Source organism: Aliirhizobium cellulosilyticum, from assembly GCF_014198105.1.
GTDB lineage: Bacteria > Pseudomonadota > Alphaproteobacteria > Rhizobiales > Rhizobiaceae > Neorhizobium > Neorhizobium cellulosilyticum.
Genome location: NZ_JACIGW010000001.1, coordinates 953,847 through 979,716, shown reverse-complemented (window position 1 = coordinate 979,716; position 25,870 = coordinate 953,847). Strand labels below are relative to the sequence as shown.

At 57.9% G+C, this 25,870-nt stretch carries 28 protein-coding genes; 20 read left to right on the top strand and 8 right to left on the bottom strand.

The genetic code is table 11. The features are described from left to right. The first annotated feature begins 11 nt into the window (after nucleotides 1-11). Nucleotides 12-1,391 (top strand): ATP-binding protein, encoded by a 1,380-nt coding sequence (locus tag GGE33_RS04600; RefSeq protein ID WP_148147512.1) that lies wholly within the window; start codon nucleotides 12-14, stop codon nucleotides 1,389-1,391. Continuing rightward, nucleotides 1,388-1,867 carry a GNAT family N-acetyltransferase gene (locus GGE33_RS04595; protein ID WP_343062210.1) on the top strand — a complete coding sequence of 160 codons (480 nt, stop codon included), beginning with the start codon at nucleotides 1,388-1,390 and terminating at the stop codon, nucleotides 1,865-1,867. The genes GGE33_RS04600 and GGE33_RS04595 overlap by 4 nt, the downstream gene beginning before the upstream one ends. Before the next feature lie 59 nt (nucleotides 1,868-1,926). Here GGE33_RS04595 and GGE33_RS04590 read toward each other — a convergent pair whose 3' ends face one another. The 4 genes from GGE33_RS04590 to GGE33_RS04575 all read right to left on the bottom strand — a co-directional run bounded on the left by GGE33_RS04590 (nucleotide 1,927) and on the right by GGE33_RS04575 (nucleotide 4,311). After that, the gene (locus GGE33_RS04590; RefSeq protein WP_183821405.1) at nucleotides 1,927-2,268 is read right to left on the bottom strand and encodes a tRNA-binding protein; all 342 of its coding nucleotides are present in this window, start codon (nucleotides 2,266-2,268) and stop codon (nucleotides 1,927-1,929) included. Between the two features lie 18 nt (nucleotides 2,269-2,286). Further along, a complete protein-coding gene (gene proC / locus GGE33_RS04585; RefSeq protein ID WP_183821404.1) occupies nucleotides 2,287-3,102 on the bottom strand; it encodes a pyrroline-5-carboxylate reductase in 816 nt (271 codons plus the stop codon). A gap of 2 nt (nucleotides 3,103-3,104) precedes the next feature. After that, nucleotides 3,105-3,605 (bottom strand): type III secretion system chaperone family protein, encoded by a 501-nt coding sequence (locus GGE33_RS04580; RefSeq protein WP_112456667.1) that lies wholly within the window; start codon nucleotides 3,603-3,605, stop codon nucleotides 3,105-3,107. 445 nt (nucleotides 3,606-4,050) lie between these two features. Next, nucleotides 4,051-4,311 (bottom strand): accessory factor UbiK family protein, encoded by a 261-nt coding sequence (locus GGE33_RS04575; protein WP_183821403.1) that lies wholly within the window; start codon nucleotides 4,309-4,311, stop codon nucleotides 4,051-4,053. Nucleotides 4,312-4,500: 189 nt separating this feature from the next. Between GGE33_RS04575 and lgt the strand changes: the two genes are divergently transcribed. From lgt to GGE33_RS04535, 8 genes are all read left to right on the top strand, one after another. Next, nucleotides 4,501-5,352, top strand: a complete 852-nt coding sequence (gene lgt / locus GGE33_RS04570) for a prolipoprotein diacylglyceryl transferase (protein ID WP_183821402.1) — start codon at nucleotides 4,501-4,503, stop codon at nucleotides 5,350-5,352. A gap of 15 nt (nucleotides 5,353-5,367) precedes the next feature. After that, nucleotides 5,368-6,480: a class I SAM-dependent methyltransferase gene (locus GGE33_RS04565; RefSeq protein WP_183821401.1), complete on the top strand. Its 1,113-nt coding sequence runs from the start codon at nucleotides 5,368-5,370 to the stop codon at nucleotides 6,478-6,480. 133 nt (nucleotides 6,481-6,613) lie between these two features. Then, the gene (pgeF, locus tag GGE33_RS04560; protein WP_148147507.1) at nucleotides 6,614-7,411 is read left to right on the top strand and encodes a peptidoglycan editing factor PgeF; all 798 of its coding nucleotides are present in this window, start codon (nucleotides 6,614-6,616) and stop codon (nucleotides 7,409-7,411) included. 1 nt (nucleotide 7,412) lies between these two features. Then, the gene (locus GGE33_RS04555; protein ID WP_148147506.1) at nucleotides 7,413-8,564 is read left to right on the top strand and encodes a M24 family metallopeptidase; all 1,152 of its coding nucleotides are present in this window, start codon (nucleotides 7,413-7,415) and stop codon (nucleotides 8,562-8,564) included. Nucleotides 8,565-8,644: 80 nt separating this feature from the next. Beyond that, nucleotides 8,645-9,430, top strand: coding sequence for a hypothetical protein (locus GGE33_RS04550; protein ID WP_343062209.1), 786 nt, complete (start codon nucleotides 8,645-8,647; stop codon nucleotides 9,428-9,430). Nucleotides 9,431-9,558: 128 nt separating this feature from the next. Beyond that, entirely contained in the window at nucleotides 9,559-10,491 is a 933-nt protein-coding gene (locus GGE33_RS04545; protein WP_148147504.1) for a ribose-phosphate pyrophosphokinase, read from the top strand. A gap of 114 nt (nucleotides 10,492-10,605) precedes the next feature. Then, on the top strand, nucleotides 10,606-11,124 hold the full coding sequence (locus GGE33_RS04540) for a Kazal-type serine protease inhibitor family protein (protein ID WP_183821400.1): 519 nt from the start codon (nucleotides 10,606-10,608) through the stop codon (nucleotides 11,122-11,124). Between the two features lie 107 nt (nucleotides 11,125-11,231). Beyond that, nucleotides 11,232-11,489 (top strand): hypothetical protein, encoded by a 258-nt coding sequence (locus GGE33_RS04535; protein ID WP_183821399.1) that lies wholly within the window; start codon nucleotides 11,232-11,234, stop codon nucleotides 11,487-11,489. Between the two features lie 31 nt (nucleotides 11,490-11,520). Here GGE33_RS04535 and GGE33_RS04530 read toward each other — a convergent pair whose 3' ends face one another. Continuing rightward, nucleotides 11,521-14,298: a bifunctional diguanylate cyclase/phosphodiesterase gene (locus GGE33_RS04530; protein WP_183821398.1), complete on the bottom strand. Its 2,778-nt coding sequence runs from the start codon at nucleotides 14,296-14,298 to the stop codon at nucleotides 11,521-11,523. A 365-nt stretch (nucleotides 14,299-14,663) separates the two neighbouring features. On the opposite strand from GGE33_RS04530, the gene GGE33_RS04525 reads away from it, so the two are divergent. From GGE33_RS04525 to GGE33_RS04505, 5 genes are all read left to right on the top strand, one after another. Next, entirely contained in the window at nucleotides 14,664-15,272 is a 609-nt protein-coding gene (locus tag GGE33_RS04525) for a 50S ribosomal protein L25/general stress protein Ctc (RefSeq protein ID WP_148147501.1), read from the top strand. Between the two features lie 193 nt (nucleotides 15,273-15,465). Next, a complete protein-coding gene (locus tag GGE33_RS04520; RefSeq protein ID WP_183821397.1) occupies nucleotides 15,466-17,841 on the top strand; it encodes a putative bifunctional diguanylate cyclase/phosphodiesterase in 2,376 nt (791 codons plus the stop codon). Nucleotides 17,842-17,999: 158 nt separating this feature from the next. After that, on the top strand, nucleotides 18,000-18,737 hold the full coding sequence (locus GGE33_RS04515; protein ID WP_148147499.1) for a substrate-binding periplasmic protein: 738 nt from the start codon (nucleotides 18,000-18,002) through the stop codon (nucleotides 18,735-18,737). Between the two features lie 67 nt (nucleotides 18,738-18,804). Then, nucleotides 18,805-19,533, top strand: coding sequence for an aminoacyl-tRNA hydrolase (pth, locus tag GGE33_RS04510; protein WP_183821396.1), 729 nt, complete (start codon nucleotides 18,805-18,807; stop codon nucleotides 19,531-19,533). A 121-nt stretch (nucleotides 19,534-19,654) separates the two neighbouring features. After that, the gene (locus GGE33_RS04505) at nucleotides 19,655-20,563 is read left to right on the top strand and encodes an oxygenase MpaB family protein (protein ID WP_425486656.1); all 909 of its coding nucleotides are present in this window, start codon (nucleotides 19,655-19,657) and stop codon (nucleotides 20,561-20,563) included. A gap of 10 nt (nucleotides 20,564-20,573) precedes the next feature. Here the strand turns inward: GGE33_RS04505 and clpS are convergent, their stop codons facing one another. Further along, complete coding sequence (clpS, locus tag GGE33_RS04500; RefSeq protein ID WP_148147496.1) at nucleotides 20,574-20,882, bottom strand: ATP-dependent Clp protease adapter ClpS; 309 nt, start codon at nucleotides 20,880-20,882, stop codon at nucleotides 20,574-20,576. A gap of 181 nt (nucleotides 20,883-21,063) precedes the next feature. Here clpS and ychF point away from each other — a divergent pair, with 181 nt between their 5' ends. The 3 genes from ychF (at nucleotide 21,064) to GGE33_RS04485 (ending at nucleotide 23,175) form a co-directional block, all read left to right on the top strand. Next, nucleotides 21,064-22,167, top strand: a complete 1,104-nt coding sequence (gene ychF / locus GGE33_RS04495; RefSeq protein WP_148147495.1) for a redox-regulated ATPase YchF — start codon at nucleotides 21,064-21,066, stop codon at nucleotides 22,165-22,167. Between the two features lie 70 nt (nucleotides 22,168-22,237). Next, the gene (locus tag GGE33_RS04490; protein WP_148147494.1) at nucleotides 22,238-22,711 is read left to right on the top strand and encodes a MaoC family dehydratase; all 474 of its coding nucleotides are present in this window, start codon (nucleotides 22,238-22,240) and stop codon (nucleotides 22,709-22,711) included. Beyond that, a complete protein-coding gene (locus GGE33_RS04485) occupies nucleotides 22,708-23,175 on the top strand; it encodes a MaoC family dehydratase (protein ID WP_183821395.1) in 468 nt (155 codons plus the stop codon). The genes GGE33_RS04490 and GGE33_RS04485 overlap by 4 nt, the downstream gene beginning before the upstream one ends. On the opposite strand, the gene GGE33_RS04480 is transcribed toward GGE33_RS04485, so the two are convergent. Further along, nucleotides 23,172-23,783, bottom strand: coding sequence for a LysE family translocator (locus tag GGE33_RS04480; protein ID WP_148147492.1), 612 nt, complete (start codon nucleotides 23,781-23,783; stop codon nucleotides 23,172-23,174). The two genes, GGE33_RS04485 and GGE33_RS04480, sit on opposite strands and share 4 nt — an antisense overlap. A gap of 205 nt (nucleotides 23,784-23,988) precedes the next feature. Between GGE33_RS04480 and GGE33_RS04475 the strand changes: the two genes are divergently transcribed. Both GGE33_RS04475 and GGE33_RS04470 read left to right on the top strand, forming a co-directional pair. Further along, nucleotides 23,989-24,810: an arginase family protein gene (locus tag GGE33_RS04475; RefSeq protein WP_183821394.1), complete on the top strand. Its 822-nt coding sequence runs from the start codon at nucleotides 23,989-23,991 to the stop codon at nucleotides 24,808-24,810. Further along, a complete protein-coding gene (locus GGE33_RS04470; RefSeq protein ID WP_183821393.1) occupies nucleotides 24,807-25,220 on the top strand; it encodes an NUDIX hydrolase in 414 nt (137 codons plus the stop codon). Before GGE33_RS04475 ends, GGE33_RS04470 begins: the two co-directional genes overlap by 4 nt. Nucleotides 25,221-25,257: 37 nt before the next feature. On the opposite strand, the gene GGE33_RS04465 is transcribed toward GGE33_RS04470, so the two are convergent. Further along, a complete protein-coding gene (locus GGE33_RS04465; protein ID WP_148147489.1) occupies nucleotides 25,258-25,803 on the bottom strand; it encodes an adenine phosphoribosyltransferase in 546 nt (181 codons plus the stop codon). Nucleotides 25,804-25,870 lie beyond the last annotated feature (67 nt).

The window sequence follows — 25,870 nt, the reverse complement described above, 5'->3', positions numbered from 1 at the left end:
ATGGAGAAGCAATGGCGTTTTTCGACACGCTGAGACAGAACGCGGCAGCGCTCAGCATTCCGGGCTGGCGTCCACTAACGCGCTGGCTGCGACGTTGGCTGCCGACGGGGCTTTATACCCGCTCGCTGCTGATCGTTATCCTGCCCATGTTGTTACTGCAGACCGCGGTCGCAGCCGTTTTCATGGAACGGCACTGGCGCATGGTCACCGAGCGCCTTTCGGATGGCACCGTCCGTGATATTGCGGCCATTATCGAGGTCATTCGCAGCTATCCGCAAGACAGCAACTACAATGAAATCACGCGGATAGCAGACCAGACACTGGACCTGACGATCGCTGTGGAGGAGAACGGGCAATTGCCGCCGCCCCGGCCACGGCCCTTCTTTTCGATACTGGATGGCATATTGACCGACCAGATCACCCAACAGATCAAGATGCCGTTCTGGCTAGATACGGTCGGCGACAGCAAACTCGTCGAGATCCGCATCAAACTTGATCAGCGCGTACTCAGGGTTTTTGTTCGCCGTGGGTCTACCTACGCCTCCAACACCCACATCTTCCTGGTCTGGATGGTCAGCATTGCGCTAGTCCTTGTCCTGATCTCCATTCTGTTTCTGCGCGGCCAGATCCGCCCCATTCTTTCACTCGCCAATGCAGCCGAAAGCTTCGGCAAGGGCCAGAAGACGGAAGGCTTTTCACCCCGTGGCGCAGACGAGGTTCGCCGCGCCGGCCTCGCCTTCATCCAGATGCGCGAGCGCATCGAACGGCAGATGGAACAGCGCACCGCCATGCTCGCCGGCATCAGCCACGACCTGCGCACCATCCTCACCCGGTTCAAGCTGCAACTGGCGCTTGCCGGCGACAAACCGGAACTCTCCGGCATGACCGAAGACGTCAACGACATGCAGTCCATGCTGGAAGGCTACCTGGCCTTCGCCAAGGGCGAGGCAGAGGAAGACTTTGGTACGCTAAATCTCAGCGAATTGCTGGAGCGTTTCCGAAATGACTTTGAGTTGCGCGGCCGCAAGCTGACGTACGAAATCGACGGCGAGGATGAAATCGCGGTTAGGCCGAATGCCTTTACCCGACTTACAGGCAATCTGGTATCCAACGCCGAGCGTTATGCCAAAACGCTGCACATTCACGCAAAGCATAGCGCCAAGTGGCTTACCCTGACTTTGGACGATGACGGCCCAGGCATACCGGCGGAATCACGCGAGGAGGTTTTCAAACCCTTCTACCGGCTAGATGAGGCTCGGAATCTGGACAGTTCCGGCACCGGCCTCGGCCTTGCCATCGCCCGCGACATCGCCCGCGCGCACGGCGGCAACGTCACACTGGGAGAAAGCCCGAGCGGCGGCTTGCGGGCGATCGTGCGGATACCGGCGTGAACGATTTGGATGAGACGGTCCTGGACATCAGGCAAGCAGATCAGAGCGATCTACCTGCCCTGATCGAACTGTATCAACATCTGGCCGAAGGGGATGATAGGCCCCACCTCGAATTGGCGCATGACGTCTTTGAACGGTTTCAAGCCTATGCGGGCAGCATGATTGTTATTGGTTTGGCAGACGGCGTATTGGCGACATCATGCACGCTTGTCGTTATCCCCAACCTCGCGCGAGGCGGTCGATCATATGGCCTGATCGAGAATGTCGTCACACACCGCGGTTTTCGAAATCGAGGTTTTGGCAAACAGATCCTCCAACATGCCGCGGACGCAGCATGGAAGGCCAATTGTTATAAGGTGATGCTGATGACTGGCTCGAAACGGCGCGAGATTTTGGACTTCTATCTCGCTGCTGGATTTGAGCAATCTAAGACAGGTTTTCAGATGCGGCGTCTTGCAGCACGCACGGAAACATAATGAGGCGCCGCAATTTACATGAAAACGAAATGTGAATTAGCGGAGCTTCCGTCGCCAGCTCACATCATCTTGCGCCCGTTCGGAACACCCTGCGTAACCGAGGCAAGCACGATCGCCCCATTATCGTCTTCGAAGCCCAGGGTGAGCACTTCGGAACGAACCGGACCAATCTGGCGCGGCGGAAAATTCACGACACCGAGAACCTGACGACCGATTAGCTGATCCACCGTGTAGTGCACGGTGATCTGCGCAGATGATTTCTTCACACCAATCTCGGGACCGAAATCGATCTTGAGCTTGTAAGCAGGCTTGCGAGCTTCCGGAAAGGGTTCGGCCTCGACGATGGTTCCAACCCGGATATCGACCTTTTCGAAATCCCCGTATGTAATCTCGTCTGCCATGCCTGCTACCTTATCTGCTCAGCTGCCCAGTTCTTCGGCCCGTGTGCGTGCGGCGGCAATCGCCTTGTCGAAGATCGGCTGTATACCGTCATCCGCCATCAGCACGGAAAGTGCTGCAGCCGTCGTGCCACCCGGCGACGTGACGTTCTTGCGAAGCTGAGACGCGTCCTCCGGGGACTGGTTCAACAACTCACCAGCCCCCGAGACGGTCTCCCGCGCAAGCCGCATGGCGAGGTCCGCCGGCAGGCCCAACTTGCGACCCGCCTCTGCCATGCACTCGACGAGATAGAATACATATGCAGGCCCACTGCCCGACACCGCCGTCACGGCGTCGATGTCGGCTTCGGTTGCGACCCATTCAACGGGTCCGCTGACCCTGAGCAATTCATCGACAGCCTGACGCTGCTGATCACTGACACGCTGATTGGCGAAAGCGCCAGTCACGCCGCGGCCGATCATCGCCGGGGTATTCGGCATTGCACGGACCATGGCGGCATCACCGAGATGGCTTTGAAGATAGTTGAGTGTCTTGCCTGCCGCGACGGAAACGATAACCGTCTTGCCGCCGACGGTTGTTTTCAAGGGCGGCAGAACCGTATCCATCATCTGTGGCTTGACCGCCAGGAAAAGGATGTCGGCGATCATGCCTTCGGGCAGCGATGTCGCATGTTTTGCGCCTGCTGCCGAAATTTTCGCCTGCATTTTCTCCGAAGGAGACGGATCGACGACTGTGATCCGGTTGCCTGCAACGCCCTTGTCCAGCCAGCCGGACAGCATGGCGCCGCCCATATTGCCGGCGCCGACGAGCACGATCGATCCGCTGCCAGCTACCATTTTCAGCACTCGCCGACGGTTTCGAAAAGAACCGCATCCATGGCAGCCTTGGCTTCCATGCCCGACCAGACGACGAACTGGAATGCCTGATAATAGCTCTCACAGGCATCCAGCGCGCTGGAAAGCAACACTTCCACCTGCTGATTGGTTGGTTCAGCACCGCCGGCCAGAAGCAGCGACTGACGGAAAATGATCACATCCTCCTGACGCCACAGATCGAAATGGCCCATCAGCGTCTGGCCGTTCACATGCGACAGCAGGCGGAGGATCTCGTTCATGCGCGTATCGGGGATCTTGAGATCGAAGGCACAGGCCAGATGCAGCGCCTCGAAATCCTCCATCCAGGAAAATGACACGTGGTAGTCGGTCCAGCGGCCTTCCACGGTCATGGCGATTTCGTCTTCGCCGGAGCGTTCAAACGTCCAGTCGTTGGACGCAGCGACGAATTCGATCATGTCGACCGGATTCGATTGACGTTCAATTTCCAATTCCATCAGGCTCATGCGGCACCTTTTCGACCGGAATGAATGCGACGTTGCGAGATACGCCAACACGCGAAACAATTAACCGGAAACAACACTCCCGATGATCTTACGGCGCCGCCAGATTAACGCTGTAACCCTGCCTGGAGCTTACCAGTCCGTTTCGAATCATCATTTAAAATCAGTGTAGCTAGACCACTTCTAGCTTCTACCCCCTCCCCCCATTATTTCGGTGGGTTACGCACTCGGTTGGTTCGTATCGGAGATCAGCGGAGATGGGTAACTGACTCTGTCGCTTAGCTTTTTCGGAAGTGTCCACAGGGGGGAGTTTTTTGAGGACATTCACACCTCACCACGAGGGGACATCGTCCCGACTCGGCACGGAAAAGTTAATGACAGATACGAATCGGCCTCCCATGCGGACATGAGAGGCCGAAACGATTCTGGAAGACGGGCAGCTCTGCAATCAGCCTTGCTGGGAAGCCAGCTTAGCCTCGAGCGCTTCGATACGGGCCTTCAGCGCGTCATTCTCGTCGCGAGCGCGAGCAGCCATCTCGCGCACTGCCTCGAATTCCTCGCGCTTGACCACGTCCATGCTGTTGAGGAAACGATCGGCCTGCGCATGAAAGGCAGTTTCCATCTCCTTGCGAACACCCTGGGCAGCGCCCGCTGCGTCGGTCATGATCTTTGCGAAGTCGTCGAAAATACGATTGGTCCCGGTCGACATGTCGTCATCTCCTTGAAGCCGGCGGAAATGCCCCGGCATATCATTAAGTCCATGACAAGAAAGTAGGGCCAGCGGCGGTCTCTTGCAAGCTCCATCCACTACTGTGGTAACCGGTTGCACGATTCCGGCTTGACCGCCACTTTTGGTAAGGCCATGGTCCGCCAAGGTCGGTCAAACCGGGAACAAACATTGTACGAAGCCTTGAATTTTCTCGCCATTCTGCCGTTTCCAGATATCGATCCGGTAGCATTTGCCATCGGGCCTCTTGCCGTTCACTGGTATGGCCTTGCCTATGTCGCCGGCATCATGATCGGCTGGCTTTATGCCCGCAAGCTGATCGACCGGCCGACGCTGTGGAAAGGCGATGCCGCACCAATGACAAAGACGCATCTGGACGACTTCCTCGTCTGGATTGCCGTAGGTATCGTGGTCGGTGGCCGCACCGGTTATGTCTTGTTCTACGACCTGCCTGTCATGCTGGAAAACCCGATCCGCATTATCCAGATCTGGAATGGCGGCATGTCCTTCCATGGCGGCCTGATGGGCGCGATCGTTGCGATGATCCTGTTTGCTCGCAAGAACGTGATCCCCGTCTGGAGCATGTTTGACATCATCGCTGCCGTCGTACCGATTGGCCTGCTTTTCGGTCGTATCGCTAATTTCATCAATGGCGAACTCTGGGGGCGATTGAGTTCGGCACCTTGGGCGATTGTTTTTCCCACCGGCGGCCCGTTTGCCCGGCATCCGAGCCAGCTTTATGAAGCCGCACTGGAAGGAATTCTCCTTCTCCTCCTGCTTGCCTCTCTGATCTTCGGCATCAAGGCTTTCAAGAAGCCGGGCCTTATCGCAGGCATCTTTGTTATGGGTTACGGTTTGTCGCGCATTTTCGTCGAGTTTTTCCGCGAACCGGACGCGCAGCTGGGTTATCTTCTTGGCACGAACTGGCTGACCATGGGCATGGTCCTTTCATCCCCGATGGTGCTGATTGGTCTTTGGGCTGCTCTTCGGGCGCTGGTTGCGGCCCGTACCGCCAAGGCATGAGGGATCGAGTCTGCCATGAGCACCTCCAACACCACTCCCCTGGCCGAAAAGATCAAGAATCTGATCCGGACAAACGGTCCCATCACCGTTACGGATTATTTCGCGCTTTGCCTCGCCGATCCTGAATACGGTTATTACCGCACCCGCGAACCCTTCGGCCGTCACGGCGATTTCATCACCGCGCCGGAAATCAGCCAACTGTTCGGCGAGATGGTCGGCATCTTCATGGTCCATGCCTGGCAGCAGCACGGCACGCCAGAAAATGTCCGCCTCGTCGAGATCGGCCCCGGCCGCGGCACGATGATGGCCGACATGCTGCGCGTCATCAAACGGATCTCGCCCGCCCTGTTCGAGCGGATGACCGTGCATCTGGTGGAAACCAGCGAGCGCCTACGTGGCGTCCAGCGAGTGACGCTCGAAGCCTATTCAACGATGATCAACTGGCACGACAGTTTCGAGGATGTCCCGGAAGGTTTCTGCCTGATCGCCGCAAACGAGCTGTTCGACGCCATCCCGATCCGCCAGTTCATCAAGACGCCGACCGGTTTCCGCGAGCGGCTGATCGGCCTGGATATCAATGATGAGCTCGCATTCGCGGCCGGTGTCGCGACAGTCGATCCGGTACTTCTTCCGTCTCATACCGGCGCGGTTCCGGACGGTACGATCTTCGAAGTCGCCCCTGCCCGCCAGGCTGTCATGCAGACCCTCTGCGAGCGCCTTGGGCAACACGGCGGCACCGCCTTGATTATCGATTACGGCCACATGGTCACCGGCTTCGGCGATACACTGCAGGCCGTGATGAACCACGAGTTCGACCCGCCATTCGCCCATCCCGGCGAAGCGGATCTCACCAGCCATGTTGATTTCGAAGACCTTGCCAAGGTGGCTCTCGCAAGCGGCGTTCATCTTAATGGGGGTCTGCGTCAGGGCGAATTTCTCTACGGCCTCGGCCTTGCCGAACGCGCCACGGCTCTTGCCCGCGATAAGGATCCCCCCGAGCAACGCCTCATCGGCGCCGCGGTCGATCGCCTGGCGGGAGAAGGTGCGGGAAAGATGGGCGAACTCTTCAAGGTCATCGCCGTTTCGAGCCCGGCCCTGAAACTCATGCCGTTCCGCCCGGTTGACTGATCATCAAGGCCTGGCGCGCAAACGCGCTTTAGCCGAACCGCATTGACAGATTGGCGTCTTCTGCGCCACTCTCGCCGGCGCAAACAGCCGCATTCGCGTGCATTATCTCGTAAAATCAACAGGATGGACGCTTATGCCGAATAACGACCTGCCGCTGCCGATCGAAAGCGAATTGCTACGCGAACGGGCAGGCTCACGCATCCGGCACGGCTTTTTCACCCGCAAGGGCGGCGTTTCCGAAGGCATCTATGCAGGCCTGAATGTCGGGATAGGCTCCGATGACGACCGCGACAGGGTCATTGAGAATCGTGCCCGTGTTGCAGCATGGTTCGACCTGCCGCTGGAGCGGCTGGCGACTGTTCATCAGGTCCACTCTCCCGATGTCGTGATCGTCGACGAGCAATCGGCAGCGAGCGAAAGGCCCAAGGCCGATGCGATGGTGACCAATCTTCCGGGCATCGTGCTTGGCGTATTGTCGGCCGACTGCGGCCCGATCCTGTTTGCAGATGCTGAAGCCGGCGTGATCGGTGCCGCCCATGCGGGATGGAAAGGTGCGCTCCACGGCGTGCTCGAAAACACCATCGAAGCCATGGTCTCGCTCGGCGCGGATCGCGGCCGCATTACCGCTGTTCTCGGCCCATCGATCGGACCAAAGAGCTACGAGGTGGGACCAGAGTTCGTTTCCAATTTCAAATCTGCCAACCCTTCCTACGAAATCTTCTTTTCCCCCTCGGTGAAGCAGCACCATGCGATGTTCGACCTTCCGTCAATGACCATCAAGCGTCTCACCGATGCAGGCGTAAAGGCAGAAAACCTGAACCTGGACACCTATCCGGACGCCGAGCGTTTCTTTTCCTATCGACGCACTACTCACGCAAAAGAGCCGGACTACGGCCGCCAGATTTCAGCGATCACGATCCGGGAGGATTGATATGGCCTTGCACTTCGAACGCGACGAATATTCCGCCCGCCTGAACCGGCTTCTCGCCGAGATGCAGGAGCAGAAGCTCGATGCAGTGCTGCTCTTCGCTCAGGAAAGCATGTACTGGCTCACCGGCTATGACACGTTCGGCTATTGCTTTTTCCAAACGCTGATCGTCAAGGCGGACGGGTCCATGACGCTGCTGACACGGTCGGCAGATCTGCGTCAGGCACGCCAGACTTCGATCATCGAGAATATTTCCATCTGGGTCGATCGGGTGAATGCCGACCCTACGCTCGACCTGAAGAACCTCCTGAGCGACATGGATCTGCTCGGAGCAAAAATCGGCATTGAATACGATACGCATGGCATGACCGGCCGCGTCGCCCGCCTCATAGACAACCAGCTTTCCACGTTCGGTCAATTGATCGACGCCTCCTATCTCGTCGGCGGCCTGCGCCTGATCAAAAGCCCGGCCGAAATCGCCTATGCAAGGCATGCAGCCGAACTGGCAGACGATGCGTTGGATGCGGCCCTTCCCTTGATCAAGGCCGGCGGAGATGAGGCAGACATTCTGGCCGCAATGCAGGGCGCGGTATTTTCCGGTGGCGGCGATTATCCGGCCAACGAATTCATCATCGGCTCCGGCGAGGATGCGCTTCTGTGCAGGTACAAGGCCGGCCGGCGCAAGCTCGAAGCCAATGACCAGCTGACGCTCGAATGGGCCGGTGCCTCCGCGCATTATCATGCAGCCATGATGCGTACGGTCGTGATCGGCGAGCCGTCGCTCCGCCACCGCGAGCTCTACAAGGCCTGCCTGGAAACCATCCAGGCGATCGAGGAAGTGCTTCGCCCCGGCCACACCTTCGGCGATGTCTTCGACACCCATGCCCGCATCCTTGATGAACGCGGCCTTTCCCGCCACCGGCTGAACGCCTGCGGTTACTCGCTCGGTGCCCGCTTCTCGCCGTCTTGGATGGAGCAGCAGATGTTCCATGTCGGCAACCAGCAGGAAATACTTCCCGACATGACACTCTTTGTCCACATGATCATCATGGATTCCGACAGCGGCACGGCAATGACGCTCGGTCACACCTATCTGACGACCGAAGGTGCGCCGGAACCGCTATCACGAAGAGGCCTCGACCTGATCGTCTGCTGACTGCACCATTTCCCGCAATTGACACATCCGAAACCCCACCTCTAAGCTCGTAAGCAGGCGGGGATTAGAGAGGTAAATGGGTGCAGCGATCGGGATCATGGCATATCGCTGCAACTCTTGCCTTCTCGCTCGCGCTTTCAGCCTGCAATACGACCGATGCCCTGACGCCGCAGGTCGATATCGGTGGCGGAACGGAGAGAACCTCCAGCCCGGTCACCCAGGCCGATACCGATCGAATGGTCGGAACCTATAACGCCTCGCCGATTCAATCCGCTCCACCTGCCTCGAATATCTATGCCCATAGACAGGGCAATACCTTGGATAGCCAGGCCCGAGCTCTGGACGACGGCGAGGCCATTTCGCCTTCCTCATCAGGCCCACCGCCGGAATGGCAAGGCCAAGTCGCCAACGGCCAGATAGAGACGCCTTCCTCCGGCAGCCCACCGATCGCCTCCACGGCACATCAGGCGGAATTGCCATCGACATCGGCTGAAAGCGCTGGAACGATCCGTTTCCTTCCAATCATCGGCGCTCCGGTCGAAGCCGTCACACCTCTCTCGCGCCAGCTTGCAGTCGCCGCTCGTACAAGCGGTGTACGCATTAAATCTTCTTCAGATACCAACACCGAACACATCCTGAAGGGCTATTTCTCCACCCTCTCCGATGATGGCAAGGTGACGGTCGTCTATGTCTGGGACGTTCTCGACAATGGCGGCGCGCGGCTACACCGGATGCAGGGGCAGGAAACACTTTCCGCACGAGGACCGGATCCCTGGGCGGCAATACCGGCATCCGTCATGCAGTCGATTGCGGACAAGACCATATCGGGTTATCTCGACTGGCGGCAAACGGCATCGCGACTGTGAAAAGGGCTTTTTAGGGCCTCAAGTCACAGTTCATTCATAAAATTGCGTGTGCATTTGGAAAACGCTCTTGCATTCAAGGGCAGCGGCGGTAAAAGGCCCCCATCCAGCTTCAATACAGGCGGACCGAAATGAAGGTTTTCGCAGGCAATTCGAACCGGCATCTGGCCGACGCGATCTGCAGCTATCTCAATGTCCCAGTCGGAAAAGCCAGTGTAAGGCGTTTTGCAGACCAGGAAATCTTCGTAGAAATTCAGGAAAACGTGCGCGGCGAGGATGTTTTCGTCATCCAGTCCACGTCGTTCCCGACCAACGATCACCTGATGGAATTGCTCATCATGATCGATGCGTTCCGGCGAGCGTCCGCACGGCGCATCACGGCGGTGCTTCCCTATTTCGGTTATGCAAGACAGGATCGCAAGGCAGGTCCGCGCACACCGATCTCGGCCAAGCTCGTCGCCAACCTGATCACCGAGGCAGGCGCCGACCGCGTTCTGACCCTCGACCTGCATGCAGGCCAGATCCAGGGTTTCTTTGATATTCCGACGGACAACCTCTACGCCGTGCCGATCCTGGCGCGCGATGTGAAGGAAAACTACGACCTGAACAACGTCATGGTCGTTTCGCCCGACGTCGGCGGCGTGGTGCGTGCCCGTTCGCTCGCCAAGCGTCTCGATTGCCAGCTCGCCATCGTCGACAAGCGTCGTGAACGTGCCGGTGAATCGGAAGTCATGAACGTCATCGGTGACGTGACCGGCAAGGACTGTCTGCTGATCGACGATATCGTCGATTCCGGCGGTACGCTTTGCAATGCGGCTGAAGCCCTGCTGAAGAACGGCGCCACCAGCGTCACCGCCTATATCACCCATGGCGTTCTGTCCGGCGGCGCAGTCACCCGTATTTCCTCGTCGAAGCTGAAGGAACTGGTCATCACCGACTCGATCCAGCCGACGACGGCAGTTCAATCCGCCCCGAACATTCGCGTCATCTCGACGGCGCAGCTTCTCGGCGAAGCGATTAACCGCACGGCAATGGAATCCTCCGTTTCCAGCCTGTTCGATTGATTGCTTCCAGCAGTCACACGTAAATATCCGAATATTTCACTCGGGCCGAAAGTCGATATCGATTTTCGGCCCGATGTTTTAGATTGATTTCAATTCAACGGGGAGGAATCACGAATGTCATTCATATCGACCCATATGGCAAAGCTGCCGCTTCTTATACTGCTACCGCTTCTTTCGGCCTGCGTCGAAGGTGGCCCGCCCTCCGGCCCGGGAGGATATTACCCACCTCCCCGCCCCGACCGCGGCCCGCAGATGTGCACCATGGACTATCGCCCGGTTTGCGGCGAAAGAGGCGGACGACTGGAAACCTTCGGCAATTCCTGCCAGGCAAATGCGCGCGGCTTCCGTGTCGTCGGTTCCGGCGAATGCAGAGCCCCCGGCAGACCGGATCGTCCGGACTGGGATCGCCCCGGCCGGCCTGACAGGCCTGATTGGGATCGCCCCGGCAGACCCGACCGTCCCGATTGGGACAGGCCGGGCAATCCAGGCCGCCCTCAGCCCGGCGGCATCTGCACCCGCGAATACCGACCCGTCTGCGGCCAGCGCGGCGGCCGCAACCAGACTTTCCCCAATGCCTGCGAGGCAAACAACGCCGGCTTCGGGATCATTTCATCCGGCGAATGCCGCCGCTGATAAAAATCGCTGGAAGACAGCAGCAAAACGCCGGGGCAATCGTCCCGGCGTTTTGCATTCGGCAAACACGTTGACTATGTAGGTCCGGTATATCCAAGGAGTCCTGCATGGCCGCCCGCGACCGCTATTCCCGAAAGCTCGAATGTTCCCAGTGCGGCAATACCGGTTTTGCCGAAGTTTCCGAAATCGATGACAAGCGCGCCGCCAACCGGGATTTCCGTGTCGATGAGCTCCCTAAAGGTTTTCGCACCGAATTTGCCTCCACCGACCCGCGCAAGCACATGATCCGCTGCAGCGATTGCGGCTTCAAGTTCCGCTTCGAGCAAAAGTCGGTCTACGCACCGGGCGGCGAAGCCCGCCGCTGATGCCGAAGCCTCAGTCCGTCACCCGAGACGGTCAGGCCGCCTCGGTGAGGTTTTGCTTGTCGATCGGCATGGGTCGCCCAAGAAGATAGCCCTGCGCCTCATGGCAACCTTCCTGCCTGAGGATATCCAGCTGGACCGACGTCTCGACGCCTTCGGCAAGAACCGGAATGCGCAATCCCTGTCCCAGAGCCAGAATGGCCCGGACCATTGCCTTCGCTTCCTCGCTTCTCTCGACATCGGCCAGAAAGCTGCGGTCGAGCTTGATCTTGTCGAACGGGAAGGACTGAAGCGTCTCCAATGACGAATAGCCGGTGCCGAAATCATCGATGGCGATGGAGACACCGAGCGCCTTGATTGCCCGCAGCGCATGCAGCGCCCGCTGCTTGTCGCTGAAAATCGAACTCTCGGTAATCTCCAGTTCCAGGCGGCCAGGTTTCAATCCCGTCTCGATCAGAACCCGATGGACGAGCGCCGGCATGTCCGTGTGTGCGATCTGCACAGGCGAAAGATTGACTGCAATCTTGTGTGCGACGGGCCAGCCGGCCGCCTCACGGCAAGCCTCGCGAAGCACCCATTCACCGATGGGCAGGATGGCGCCGCATTCCTCCGCAACAGGTATGAAATCTGCAGGAGAAACGAGGCCTCGCTCCGGATGACGCCAGCGCAGCAGCACCTCGTAACCGGTGATCTCTCCCGTGGAAACAGACTTCTGGACCTGATAATTCAGGTAAAGCTGCTTCTCCTCGATGGCGACCCAAAGCTCCTTCGCCATCTTGGTGCGGTCACGGGCGGCCTCATCCATTTCCACGTCGTAGAAGCAGACTTGGCCGGATAGCGATCCTTTGGCGCGATACATCGCAAGATCGGCGTTGGCAATGAGCGCCTCCGGCAACTGTCCGTCATTCGGATAGAGTGCAACGCCCATGCTCGCACCGGTGCTCAGGCGATGTCCCTCGACATCCATGGGGCGGTTGAATTCGCTCATCATGCGATCCAGCAACACACCGACTTCGCCGATCTCGTCATATCGCATGGCCGCCACAAATTCGTCGCCGCCGAAACGAGCAAAGATCTGATTGGCCCCGATGACCCTGAGCATGCGGCGGGAAATTTCCTTGAGCACGGCATCGCCAACGCCATGTCCCAACTGGTCGTTGATCTGCTTGAACCTGTTCAGATCGATACCGATCACCGCCAGCCGATGGCCGGAACTCTCCGCATGCAGAACCTCGCTTTCCAGATGGCTCATGAAAGCGGCTCTGTTGGGAAGTTGCGTCAGGCTGTCGTGACGAGCCATGAAGGCGATCTGCTCCTCGGAGCGAACCTGTTCACTGATATCCTCGAAGGTCGAAACCCAGCCCCCGTCGGTGAGCACGTTCAGTCCAATGCGAAATGTCTGTCCACCGGCCGTGCGGTGCACGATGCCACGCTGCCCTGATCTCACTGCAGACATATAGCGATTGTAGTGTTTTTGCGCACGCGTCAGAGCATCTTGCGGGTCGAAGTAGGACATCTCATAACCCTTGCGCACGATGTCCCAGTAACTGATCCCAGGCGTAACGAAGCCTTTCGGAAACTTGAACATCTCGCGATAACGTCCATTGCAAAGTATCAGCCTTTCGTGACGGTCGAAAAGGCAGATGCCCTGGCTCATGTTTTCCAGCGCAAGATCCAGATTTTGTGTGACCTGAGCGATGCGGTCACTGTCTTGTTTCTGTCGGGTTATATCGCGCGTGATCTTGGCGTAACCGATCAGCACGCCGTCCTCATCACGGACCGGCTGGATTACGATATGCGCCCAGAACCACGTACCGTCTTTTCTGTATCGCTTTCCTTCTGCTTCGAAACGACCGCTCTCGCGCGCCGTTGACAAGGCCAGTTGGGGCATCCCCGCAGCCTGATCATCACGCGAATAGAAACGCGCGAAACTCTGGCCAATAATTTCCTTTGCGGCGTATCCCTTTGCACGCTCGGCACCGGCATTCCAGTTCGTCACGATGCCTGCTGGATCCAGCATGTAAATCGCATAATCGGTCACGCCACGAACGAGCAGCTGGAAGTTCCTCTCGCTGGCCTTGGACGATCGCGCGGCGCGGCTCGAAACGATCGCGGCTGTCGCCCCCGACCCGATGAGCGACAAGGACACGACGACGATCGTCGATAACATCAGCGGCTTTGACATCGAGCCAACTTCGATTGCCATGGACAGATCAGGAACGAAAGTTGCCGCTCCCATGGCGATAAAGTGCATGCATACAATCGCCAGCGACAAAATGCCCGCAGCCAGGACGACGGCCTTTGCGCCTCTCGATAGCGCAATGACAAAGCCTATCGGCGCCATAAGTATGGCCACAGCAATCGCGGCAACCACCAGCGAACGATCCCAGACAATCGCGCCGGCAAACTCGATGGCAGACATCCCGGTGAAGTGCATGCAGGAAATTCCCGCACCGAACACAACACCCGCCCCTGCAGCCGCGGAACGCGTCGGAATGATGAGAATGATGGCGGCCGCGGCAAAGGTGGCCATGAAAGCCAGCCCCAGTGAAACCAGCGTCAGTGCAAAGTCGAAGCGGAAAGTATGCCCCGGATCATAGGCGAGCATTGCGACAAAGTGCGTTGCCCATATGCCGAATCCTCCGGCTCCTGCAGCAACCGCGGCCCAGGTTATACGCGCAGCACGATTTGTTTCCCGTGCCCGACCGATGAATGACACCGTTGCAAGGTTTGCCAGAAAGCAAAGCATGCCGGCCACAAGCACGAGCTTCAGATTGTGTTCCTGCACCAGGCAAGTGACGACGCCATACATCAATTTCATTCCTTGAGATCGATGATGCTTTTCGACGTCGTATATTTAACAAATCCGATACTTACTGGCTCAGTTTGCAGTTTTCGGCTGAACCAGAAGAAATTTACTTAACAATCTTGCAAGAGGGGCCTACCTAGGATCAACAGCGAGCAAATATCCCGCAACAGGTAGCTGTGCGACCACAATAATACAACACGTTGTCATATTCACGAAACCCTTGCGTCACAGGGGGCATTGTACTATAGGGGCGCGTCCGCGTAGACACCCTTGGAGGCAATGCGGATGAAGTGCGTTTTACGCCTTCCGGTTCAGAATGACCATTTTTGATCGACTGAACTCTCCAAATAACCTCGAAAGGAAATGCCATGAGCCAGGAATCTTACGAGCTCAAGGCCGAGGCGCGCGAACGGGTAGGTAAGGGGTCCTCCCGCGAACTTCGCCGCAACGGTTTTATTCCCGCTGTCATCTACGGTGACAAGCAGGCCCCGATTTCAATCGCCCTCAACACCAATGAGGTCACCAAGCGTATTCACGCCGGCGGCTTCATGACGACGATTGCAACCATCGATCTCGATGGCAAGAAGTACACCGTCCTGCCGAAGGACTACCAGCTGGATCCGGTGCGTGACTTCACCATGCACGTCGACTTCCTGCGCGTCTCCGGCAACACCGAAGTTACCGTCGACGTTCCGGTTCACTTCGTCAACGAAGACAAGTCCGCGATCAAGCAGGGCGGCGTCCTGAACATCGTCCGTCACACGGTTGAGTTCCACTGCCCGGCCAACGCCATCCCGGAATTCATCACCGTCGACCTCGACGGTGCCAAGATCGGCGACAGCATGCACATCTCGGCCGTCAAGCTGCCAAAGGGCGTGCGCCCGGTCATCACCGACCGCGACTTCACCATCGCCACGCTCGTAGCTCCGGCTGCTGGTGTTGCTGAAGAAGAAGTTGCTGCTCCTTCCGAAGAATAATAGATATTCTTCGATTGAGACAGAAAGCCCGCCCTTCGGCGGGCTTTTTTGTTTTCGTCACGGCACGCAACTCATGCATTTCGGCAAATATTTGGGAGAACGTGTCAGGGAAGTTTAAACATTTGGGTGGAAGGATAGTGGGGAAATACGGGGTGGTATTTTAAAAAGAGCAATATTGGGCCGGGGAAAACAAATGACTCATTCTGTTGAGAGTCGTTTCATTGCCATAATATCTGGCGCGCTTCTCGTCGTCGTGGCTCCGCTTTTTACGCTTTTCCTCGCCCTTTCGTCCCAACAGGCTTCCCAGAGCATCGGTGAGCATGTTGATGTCGTGATGAACAGCAACACCCAGGCACTCGGAAAACCGCTATGGGACCTGGATCTGGACAGCATCAGCCAGGTCGCGCAAATGATGCTGCTTGATCAGATGGTCCACGCCGTTCAGATCAATGACACCACGGGCAAGCTCAACGTCTTCGAAGCCGTTGCCGGAGCGCCAGAACTCAATACTCTCGAAGCGCGCAGCCAGACGGTGATCTATCGATCCCTGCAGGGACCTCGTGAAGTCGGCACTTTGACGATCTACGTCCCGGTTGCCAATTGGTTCTCGGGCCTGCATCAGATCGAGTTTGCGTTCATATCCATTTTCATCATCGCTATCCTGACTGTGTTCGGCGCTGCCGTTTTCGGCAACAGGATCATGGTCGTTCGCCCTTTGACACGTCTGACAGCCGCAATCGAGGCCACCCGCAGACTTGGCTCGCGACACCACGTCGACTGGCGCTCCGCCGATGAGATGGGGAGATTGGCAAAGAGTTTCAACGAGATGCAGTTCCTTCTGGAGCGCGAGGAAAAGGAACTGAAGCGAGCCCATCAGCAGACGATCGAAATTTACAACCTCACGCCGGCAATGCTGTTCTCATTGACCGCGGGCGACACAGTGGCTGCCGTGAGCGACTACTGGCTATTGGCCACAGGCTACCAGCGAGAAGAAGTTATCGGACAGCATTTTTCGGATTTCCTTTTCGCCCCAGACCGGGCTTCTTTTGAAAATCGCAGAAGGCACACAGCGGCCCAATGCGTTACGATAGAAATTACCGTACGCTTCCTGTGCAAGAACGGCCGCATCCTTGATGTCCTGATCGCCGAAGCTGATCTTGGCGCAACCACCACCCATCTTGCCGGCTCGTTGAGTGTCATGACCGACGTCACCGAACTAAAGCAATCCGAATTCCGCAACCATCAGCAGGCGATAACCGACCATTTGACAGGACTGCTGAACAGGCAGGGTTTCGAAGCCGCTCTGGACCGTCATATCGTCGAAGCCGACCGGATGGCGACCCAGCTCGCCTGCCTCTTCGTCGACCTCGATCGCTTCAAGGCGATCAACGACAATCATGGGCACGCAGCGGGCGACCTCGTTCTGCAGGAGTTCGTTGTAAGGCTGCAACCCATGCTGCACGACACAGATACAGTCTCCAGACTTGGCGGCGACGAATTCGCCATCGTAATCGCCGGCCCGGACGCCGAAAGCCGCAGTGCTGATCTGTGCCAGCAGATTATCGACATGTTCGAATCGCCGTTTCGTATCGAAGGAACCGGCATAAGGCTGAGCGCCAGCGTGGGTGTCGCCTTTTATCCGCAACACGCAGCGACTGCCGCCGATCTGCTGCAGAAATCCGATCTGGCCATGTATGCCCGCAAACGTGACGGTAAGAACGGCGCCAGAGTCTACGATCCCGCTATCCTGACAAGAACCAGGGAAAAAGCCGAAATTGAAAGCGACATCGAAGTAGGAATTGCAGCCAACTGGTTCGAAGCGCATTTTCAGCCGATCGTAGGCATGGCAACTGGCATACCGGTCGGGTTCGAAGCACTCATGCGTCTTCGCCACCCTCGCAAGGGCTTGCTTCCCCCGGGTCCGCTAGTCAGCGTTGCGGAAGAAAACGGATCGATTGCCGCGATCGGCAATCTTATTCTTGAAGATGCAATCGCCAATCTCAATCGCGTTTCTCGCCTTCCTGGCCTTGGCGACACATATGTCGCCGTGAACTTTTCGCCCTTGCAATTCGAACGCTGCCTTCCCGCGCGCCTGACCAGAATGCTGGGTGAAGGGGGAATCCTGCCGGCCCGCCTTGTGATCGAAATCACCGAGGCTGTATTGATGCATGACGACCCGGAGATTCGCAGAACTCTTTCCGAGCTGCACGATCTCGGTTGCCGCATCGCCTTGGACGATTTCGGCACCGGCTATTCATCTCTTAGCTATCTGAACCGGTTCCCTGTCGATATCGTCAAAATTGATCAATCCTTCGTTCAGTCGCTCCTTGGTGGTGACAGCGATTTGGAGCGAAAAAGCAGGATGCTGATCGAAGGCATTACGACCATTTCGCATCAGATGCAGTGTAAGGTCGTGGCGGAAGGCGTCGAAACTGCGCAGCAGCGGCAACAGCTGATGCAGATCGGCGTCGACTACGCACAGGGCTACCACTTCTCTAGGCCTCGCGAAATCAATGACTTGCTGGCAGATTTTTCTGGACATCCCAGCAAGGCATCGCTCGCCAGCTGAACGGGGAAATGTCACAATTAGATATGCATGCCAACTGCGCAGTTGTGCATGTGTAGGAACAAGCGGTGATATTGAGACATGAAGCGTACAGAGCGCATATGACAGAGCGCCTCAAGCTTCGAGGCACGACGCTTCCAGTAACATTTCGGAGGCCCGCGATGAAGATGATGATTGCACTGATCGGCATGCTCGGAGCGACAGCACCCGCCCTTGCCCAGACTGCGGTGACGCTCACGACTGAATCATATCCTCCGTTCATCTATCGTAACGCAGACGGAACATATAGCGGGTCCAGTGTAGAACAGGTCGCCGCTCTGATGGGGAAGGCAGGTATTCCGTTCACCATGGAGATAATGCCTTGGGCAAGAGCAATCACCCTGGCCGAGACTTTGCCCATGCACTGCGCCTTTTCCGCTGCGCGTATTCCAGAACGGGAAGACCGGTTCAAATGGGTGACCCCCTTAAGCATCAGCCGGCATGTACTGGTACGCCTTAAGGGGTCGAGTGTTACGGCAAGCACACTCGACGAAGCCAAGCGCTACACAATAGGCACGCACCGCGCGGACTTCACGGAGACCCTGTTGCGCGAACGGGGTTTTCCCTCGATCGATCTGAGCTCGGATTTCGAAATCACGCTCAACAAGCTCCTGGAGCGACGCGTTGACATGATGCCGATGTCGGACAACATCTTTGAAAGGCTAAAACTCGAGGGAAAGCCGGTGGAAATCGCTCTGCCCTTTTCGGAAAGTCACTTTGGCATGGCCTGCAACAAGCAGATGCCCGATGACATGATCACCCGCATGCAGGATGGACTGGATGCACTCATCCGCGAAAAAGGCCAGGATGAAATTCTCCGGCGCTACGGACTGAAGCCCCTCCGCTTGTGGGAAAAATAGACACATAGACATTGACAGTGCCGTCATTTCGCGGTGGTGACAGAGCGCAGAAAGACGGAGAGTTTCAATGTTGATCATTGCTGGCCTTGGCAATCCCGGAGCGCAATACGCAGGCAACCGCCACAATGTCGGTTTCATGGCTGTCGACGCCATTCAGCGACGTGCGGGCTTTTCGCCTTGGTCGAAGAAGTTCAAGGCAGTGATCTCGGAAGGCGAGATCGATGGCGAGAAGGTTCTGTTGATGAAGCCGCAGACCTTCATGAACCTCTCGGGCGAGGCCGTTGGCGAGGCCATGCGCTTCTACAAGCTGACGCCGGCAAATATCGTCGCGATCTACGATGAACTCGATCTGCCACCGGGAAGAACGCGGCTCAAGACAGCCGGAGGCCACGGCGGGCACAACGGCATCAAATCGCTCGACGCCCATTGCGGCAAGGATTATCGCCGGCTGCGCATCGGCATCGGTCACCCTGGAAACAAGGAACTGGTGCACGGACATGTCCTGGGAGATTTCGCCAAGTCTGACAAGGTCTGGCTGGAACCGCTGATGAACGCGATCGCCGACAATGCCGGGATGCTGGTCAAAGGCGAGGACTCGCAGTTGATGAACAAGCTGACGCTTGCCGTAGGCGGCAAGCCGGAGCCGGAAAAACCGGCGGCAAAACAGCCGCAGCCCCCAAAACCGGCGGGCCAATCCCACATCCGTCAGGCTCGTAATGGCGGAAAGCCGAACCTGCCGACATCTGGCCCGATGGCCGAAATGCTGAAGAAGATGTTCGGAGGCAAGGAAAATTGAGTTGAAGCGCGCGCACTTGAAACGGCCCTAAAATACGACAATAAATCATATAAACTGGAACAAATGTCCCTTTTCCGCTTTCCCGCGAAAAGGAGTTCTCGATGTTTCATCACACTGCCCCCTGCCTCTTCCCGGCCTGCTGCATGACCGGATAGATCGCACGACCGCACGGCTTATCAACAGTGCAGGTCCGACCATCGACTTCTCTACCCCAAAAGGGGAAGCGGCACTGACGGCTGCGGACTCGGTCTCCTGGCGTATCTTCAAGAATCAGATCTCCTTGTTCATCGGCGGAATTGCCGCCGTCCTGCTGGAATTTGCAGAACCCAAGGTTCGTGACGGCGTCTGGCAGCACAGCACTTTCCGACACGATGCACTGACACGCCTCCAGCGAACAGGTCTGGCGGCCATGGTCACAGTCTATGGCGCCCGCAGCCAGGCTGAAGCGATGATTGCCGGCGTCGTACGGCGCCACAGCAGGGTGGATGGGCGCACCAGCAATGGTGAGGCTTACAACGCCAACGATCGCGAGCTGCTGGATTGGGTGCAGGCGACCACCGGCTTCGGCTTCATGCAGGCATATCACCGATTTGTGCGGCCATTGTCCGCAGATGAACGCGATTCCCTGTTCCGCGAGGCACGACCAGCCGCAGAGCTTTACGGCGCACGTGGCGCGCCTGCATCCCAGATGGAACTCGACCTGCTCTTCGCTTCCAAGGGCTCGCGGCTTGAACCATCACCCATCATCGGCGAATTTCTCTACATCATGCGCACGGTCTCAGCCCTTCCAGGGCCGGCACGCCCGCTACAATTGCTCCTGCTCAAGGCGGCCATCGAGATCCTGCCGGAGTGGATCAGGCAGCGGCTGGAGCTTGGCCGCAAATGGTCATTGACGCATCTCGAACGCGCCACCGTGAAAATTGCCGCCCGCACGGCCGATAGACTGGTGCTCAAATTCTCTCCACCGGTCCAGGCTTGCCGAAGGCTGGGTCTGCCCGATGATTTCCTCTATCGGCCGATTACACAATAGCCGGGAGAAGTTACTCCTCCGGCTCGGTGGTGAACATCAGCGGATAGCCCGCTTCCTTCGCGAGATCCACCGCCTCCTTGGCCTTCGTTTCGGCAATATCCTTTGCGCAGACGACGACCACACAGGAACCAAGCCGGTGAGCGGTCATCATCACCCGCAAGCCCGTCTCCTCGCTCATACGGAAAACGGCCTTAAGTACCATCGTAACAAACCCACGCGGCGTGTAGTCGTCGTTCAGCAATATGACTTTGTAGAGCTTGGGCCGCTCCAGCTTTGGTTTCGATTTCGTTTTCGGGGCGAGAACCGTATCTTCGGCCATCAGCTTGACCTCCATGTGAGGAAAGCCTCAATCGGGCATATGAGTTATCTTGCGCCGCAGCAGGAAGATTTCAAGCCATAGCGTCTCCTGAGACGGATGCAGAATATCGCAAGCCTTGACCCGCAGGGCACTTTCCCCCATAGCCACTGCAAACTCAGTTAAACGATAGGTTTCATCCCCGATGGGCTTTAAATGCGGTATCGTCGGACTGCCCAATGTCGGCAAGTCCACCCTTTTCAACGCACTGACAAAGACGGCTGCCGCGCAGGCTGCGAACTATCCGTTCTGCACGATCGAGCCGAACACCGGTGAAGTTGCTGTTCCGGATGCGCGCATGCAGAAGCTTGCGACGATCGCCGGTTCGAAGGAAATCATCCCGACCCGCATCTCCTTCGTCGACATCGCCGGCCTCGTGCGCGGTGCATCGAAGGGCGAAGGCCTGGGCAATAAGTTCCTTGCCAATATCCGCGAAGTCGACGCCGTCGTCCACGTGCTGCGCTGCTTCGAAGATGACGACATCACCCATGTCGAGGGCAAGATCAACCCGGTTGGCGACGCCGACACGATCGAGACCGAGCTGATGCTCGCCGACCTCGAAAGCCTGGAGCGCCGCGTCGAACAGACCCGCAAGCGAGCCACCGGCAAGGACAAGGAATCGATCGCCCAGTTGCCGGTGATGGAAGAAGTCATCAAGCTTCTGAACGAAGGCAAGCCGGCCCGTATTCTCCTGAAGACGCTGGCACCGGAAGAGATCGAGATCCTCAAGAGCCTCAACCTCCTGACCTCGCATCCGGTCCTTTATGTCTGCAACGTCGCCGAAGGCGATGCTGTCGATGGCAACGAGCACACCAAGGCCGTCGCCGAAATGGCAAAGGCTCAGGGCGCCGAATGCGTCATCATCTCGGCCGCGATCGAATCCGAAGTCGCCCAGCTTCCCGATGAGGAAGCCAAGGAGTTCCTCGGCGCACTTGGCCTTGAAGAAGCCGGCCTCGACCGCCTGATCCGCGCAGGTTACCACCTGCTCGACCTGATCACCTATTTCACCGTCGGCCCGAAGGAATGCCGTGCCTGGACGATCCGTCGCGGCACCAAGGCACCGCAGGCCGCTGGCGTCATCCATACCGATTTCGAACGCGGTTTCATCCGCGCCTTCACCATCTCCTACGACGATTACATCGCCTATAAGGGCGAAGTCGGCGCCAAGGAAGCAGGCAAGGGCCGCGACGAAGGCAAGGAATATGTCGTCAACGATGGCGACGTCATCCACTTCCGCTTCAACACCTAAGATCGAAAACCATGCGCTACGGCCGGGAGTTTCCCGACCGTAGCCTCATTCTCCATTGCCGAGGCGCACCATGCTTTACCTCGAGGATTTCACCCCCGGCCGCGTTCTGCCGCTTGCGTCATGCACGCTCGATGCGGCGGCAATCATCGAATTCGCCAGCGAATTCGATCCGCAGCCGATGCATCTTGACGAAGAGGCCGGCAAGGCCAGCATTCTCGGCGGACTGGCGGCATCGGGCTGGCACACGGCAAGCCTCTTCATGCGCATGATGTATGACGGCTGGCTGGCGAAGTCTTCGTCGGAAGGCTCTCCCGGCATCGAATTCATGGAATGGAAAAAGCCCGTTCTTGCGGGAGATACGCTCTCCGGCCGCTCGACGGTGATCGAGGCACGTCCGCTTCGCTCGCGCCCCGGTCTCGGCCTCGTCAAATTTCTCCACGAGGTCATCAACCAGAACGACGAAATCGTCATGCGCGGCGAAAACCCGATCATGTTCCGCGCCCGCCCTGCCGACGAAACAGTAACCGCCGGAGACAGGGCATGAAAGTCGCCGACGTCTCCCTACCCGGCCAGACGGTCGTCACCGGCTCGCTTCTCTTCACCGCAGAAGACATCATAGCCTTCGCAAAGAAATACGATCCCCAGCCCTTTCATACCGATCCGGAAGCAGCAAAGAACTTTGTCTTTGGCGGCCTGTGCGCATCCGGATGGCATACCTGCGCAGGCTGGATGAAGATGTTTATCGCCTACTGGGCCAAGGAACATGCCCGGCTTCTAGCCGAAGGCATCGAACCTCCAAAACTCGGCCCCTCGCCCGGTTTCAAGAAACTGCAATGGCTGAAGCCCGTTTATGCCGGCGATACGATCACCTATTCAGTCACGCTCATTGAAAGCCGCCCACTGATGTCGCGGCCAGGAACGTCGATCAACCTGACGGCCAATCAGGGCGTCAACCAGAAGGGCGAAACCGTTCTGCGCTTCGAGAGCACCGTTCTGGAATTCGATTAACGTGCAACGACCACGGCAGCGCCTGCGCCGATCATCACTGCCCCCGCAGCGCGATTGGCCCGCCGCACGATAAGGGGATTGCGAAGCGCATGCCGTGCGCGGCTGGCAAGCGCCACATGCCCGCCCACGACGACGACTTCCACGGCGAGAATGATCATGGCCAGCATCACGCCATCAGCAACGGCTAACCCGGTACCGACAACATTCGGCAACAGCGCGATATAGAACAGCGGCATCTTGGGATTGCCAAGATTGAGAACCACGCCGGTCAGATAGGCGCCGAACAGGCTTCCATTCGCCTGTGGCGTAAGCGCCGGCACCACCGGTTCAGCCATCCAGAGCCTGATCCCCGTCCACACGAGATAGATCGCGCCGCCATAGCGCAGGACAGTCATAACGACACCCATCTCGCTGGCGACGACCGACAGGCCGAAAACCGCCAGCGCCAGAAACATGAGAATGCCGGTGCACGTCCCTGCCCCATAGGCTATCCCCGACAAGGCGCCCTGTGCGACGGTACGGGCAACGATCGTCACGTTATCCGGACCGGGACTGGCCGCGAAGAAGAGAAATGCGGCAGCAAAGCCGGCAAGCGCAGTGACGTCCATCTGATTCTCCCTCGGAAAATGAAAGACTATCAACGCCGCCTTCTCTCACAACCCCAAGGATTTGGGGGAACAGAAGAACCGGAACAGCGTCAAAATTGAGTTTGCCATAAGCACGGCTATCGCTATATCCAACAGAATATCACGAACTATTCTTCTCCGCAGGGCCGCGCAAAACCTCCTTCCCGCATCATCAGCCTGGGTTGTCATGACATTTGAACTTATCGTCTCGCAGGGACGCATCGCCGACCGGACATCGGGTGCCATTCCCGGAGCCGCATTGACGGCAAAGTTGGTTTCCAGCCTCACCGGACTTGCACCACTCGAGATCGGCCAGATTTCACCGGCACGCGATGACCATTGGTCTTTGGCACTTGCCGAGGCCAACGTCACACTGGCGGAGTTACGGCAGGCGATCTCGCAAACGATCGATCGCGGCAATCGCCCACTCATGGTCGCCAACACCTGCGCCGCCAGCCTTGCCTCTCTGCCGGTCGCAGCACGGGCACATCCGGAAGCGGTCGTCCTCTGGATCGATGCCCATGGAGACTTCAACACGCCTTTCACGACGGAAAGCGGTTATCTCGGCGGCATGGTTCTGGCAGCAGCCTGCGGCATGTGGGAGAGCGGCCACGGCAGCGGTATCGATCCGAAAAATGTCATCGTCGTCGGCGGAAGAGATATCGATCCCGCCGAATCCGACCTGATGAAACAGGCCGGGCTGCGCATCATTCCCCCATCAACCGCGACGCCGCAGGCGATACTTTCCGAAATCGGCGATCGGGAGATATGTATCCATGTCGACTGGGACGTACTTGAACCCGGACATATTCCGGCCGCCTACGCGATTGCCGATGGTCTCTTGCCCGATACGCTCCGGGAAATTTTCTCCGCTCTTCCAACACACCGGATCCTAGGCATCGAACTCGCGGAATTCGAAGCGTCCGGCGAATGGTCGAAAGATGAGAAAGTCCTGGATTTCATCGCGAATATCGTCTCACCGCTATTGTTCGAAAGCTCGACCACATGACGCAGACAATCCGCATCGCAGCCGCCGTTATCATCCGCACCGATGGCTTAACGCTTCTCGTTCGCAAACGGGCAACCACGGCCTTCATGCAGCCCGGAGGCAAGATCGAGCCACAGGAAAGCCCGGCATCCGCTCTTCTGCGCGAACTCGTGGAGGAAATAGGTCTGCACGCATCGCTCGACGACCTGCACCCGCTTGGCCATTTCGAGGCACCCGCAGCCAATGAAGCGGGTTTTACCGTGTCCGCCGATGTCTTTCTGATCGAGAGCGGAGATGCCCATATCGCCAGTTCCGCCGAGATCGAGGAACTGCGCTGGATAGATCCGGAGAAACCGGGCGACGTTGTTATGGCAGAACTAACCGAGCACCACATCCTGCCCGCTTATCTGCAAAAACGCGCCGGGGGTTAGCCCGACGCGCTTGAACTATGCCATGGCCTGCAAAAGGTCAGTGGCCGGAAAACTCGGCCAATGTGCGAACCTCGACGCCAAGCGCTTCGAGGTTCTTGCGACCGCCGAGATCCGGCAGGTCGATGACGAAGCAGGCGGAGACGACTTCCGCACCGATCTGGCGCAGCAGCTTGACGGCGCCGACAGCAGTACCGCCGGTCGCGATCAGGTCGTCGCAGAGGATCACTTTTTCGCCAGGCTTTACCGCATCGACATGGATTTCCATCTCGTCGGTACCGTATTCCAGCGCATAGGCCATGCTGACCGTGCGATAGGGCAGCTTGCCCTTCTTGCGGATCGGCACGAAACCAGCCGAAAGCTGATGTGCCATCGCGCCGCCCAAAATGAAGCCACGCGCTTCCATGCCGGCGATCTTGTCGACGCCCATTCCTTCGTAGGGTTTGACCAGTTCATCCACCGCCAGACGGAAGGCCGCCGCATCACCGAGCAACGTGGTGATATCGCGAAAGATGATGCCGGGCTTGGGATAATCCGGAATGGAACGGATCGCAGCGGCGAGAATGTCTTTGGTCGAGGCAGTCATGATAACCCTGTTAAAGCAATTCCAGCAAAAGTGGGAACCGGTTTTGCATCCGGAATTGCGTAAAAAG